Genomic DNA, 1089 nt, shown 5'->3' with positions numbered 1-1089 from the left:
CGGGTAAACCCGGTAACGATACCGAAGCATGCAGCAAATGTATCGCCGGGCTATGACTGTTTCGCAGGATATTCGTACCGGGCGCCATTGTGCTTTTCTGCTGCACGCGCATCTGGTGTTCGTGACCAAGTTCAGGCACCGCGTTTTCATGGAGGACCTGGTGCAGCATTACTGGCGGGCGCAGAATCTTGGTCTGCATACTATTTCGCCGGGTCCGTCGGCGGCGCTCCTCTTGATGTTGTGAAGCAGTACGTAGAGAACCAGAACCGGCCACGCCGGTCCTCTTAGGGGGCGATTCACCTCCACCCTGAAGGATGGAGCACTCTCGCCCTACAGGTAGCGGACCCGCCGGCGGTACGGGGCGAAGGAGCCCTCGTCGGCCTGCCAGATGACGTCATCGACGATGGTTCCGAGGGCGGTGAACTGCCTCAGCGGGACGGAACCTCCCAGGCTGCGGCTGGGTGAGTAGTAGATCAACGTGTCCCCTGCCTGCATCCGCGCCAGGCCCGACCGTTTTCCGTGACCAAGCTGGGCGATGCCCAACTCGACGCCCCGCTCCACGTGTTCCGCGGAGACAACGCCCAGCCACGCTTTCATGCCGCGTGCACCGCGACCTCAGTCTTGGAGCGATGGTTCCGCCAGTGCAGGAAGACCGCCAGCAGGATCAGTGGAACGTGGATAGCCGGGAGGTTTCGCGCAATCCATTTCGGCAGGTAGATGTCCGTGACTGACCCGGTTGCGTCGCCGAGGTCCTTCGCCACGGCGGTGAGCGGGCAATGGAAGCCGTTGGCGGCGAAGACCAGTGTTTCGGCGGTCACGACGCCGGCCGCCAAGCCCACCTTTCGGTCGGTACGGCCGCGGACACCGGCATACAGGACGTAGACCATGCAGGCCGCAATCGTGAACCAGGCCAAGGTGTGGACGATCTTCACGGCCGTGAGCAAGAACCGGTGTCCGCTCATATGGCCTACCCTAGTGTTCCGTGTTAATGGTTTGTTTGCGTTTCATCTTGCCCAATAGATACTCCGCGGACTTGGTCCAGGTGAACGGTTTGGCGTCCTTGTTGTAGTTTTCGATGTACCGCTCCAT

Annotated in this window: 2 protein-coding genes and 1 pseudogene; 1 reads left to right on the top strand and 2 read right to left on the bottom strand. The window is 61.1% G+C overall.

Annotated elements, in window-relative coordinates:
• Nucleotides 1–28: 28 nt before the first annotated feature.
• Nucleotides 29–288, top strand: a pseudogene (locus J9611_RS22640) (transposase).
• A gap of 42 nt (nt 289–330) precedes the next feature.
• Here J9611_RS22640 and J9611_RS21415 read toward each other — a convergent pair.
• A complete protein-coding gene (locus tag J9611_RS21415; RefSeq protein WP_211883279.1) occupies nt 331–597 on the bottom strand; it encodes an EVE domain-containing protein in 267 nt (88 codons plus the stop codon).
• A complete protein-coding gene (locus J9611_RS21410) occupies nt 594–962 on the bottom strand; it encodes a hypothetical protein (RefSeq protein ID WP_211883278.1) in 369 nt (122 codons plus the stop codon). Before J9611_RS21410 ends, J9611_RS21415 begins: the two co-directional genes overlap by 4 nt.
• Nucleotides 963–1089 lie beyond the last annotated feature (127 nt).

It is taken from the genome of Pseudarthrobacter albicanus, assembly GCF_018224015.1.
Taxonomy (GTDB): domain Bacteria; phylum Actinomycetota; class Actinomycetes; order Actinomycetales; family Micrococcaceae; genus Arthrobacter; species Arthrobacter albicanus.
Note: the sequence above shows the minus strand (reverse complement) of the source record. Positions and strands in the feature narration are given on the sequence as shown.

Bases quoted from the DNA above. Each gene is read 5' to 3' on its own strand.
- J9611_RS21415 (WP_211883279.1), bottom strand. From the start codon at position 597: ATGAAAGCGTGGCTGGGCGTTGTCTCCGCGGAACACGTGGAGCGGGGC.
- J9611_RS21410 (WP_211883278.1), bottom strand. From the start codon at position 962: ATGAGCGGACACCGGTTCTTGCTCACGGCCGTGAAGATCGTCCACACC.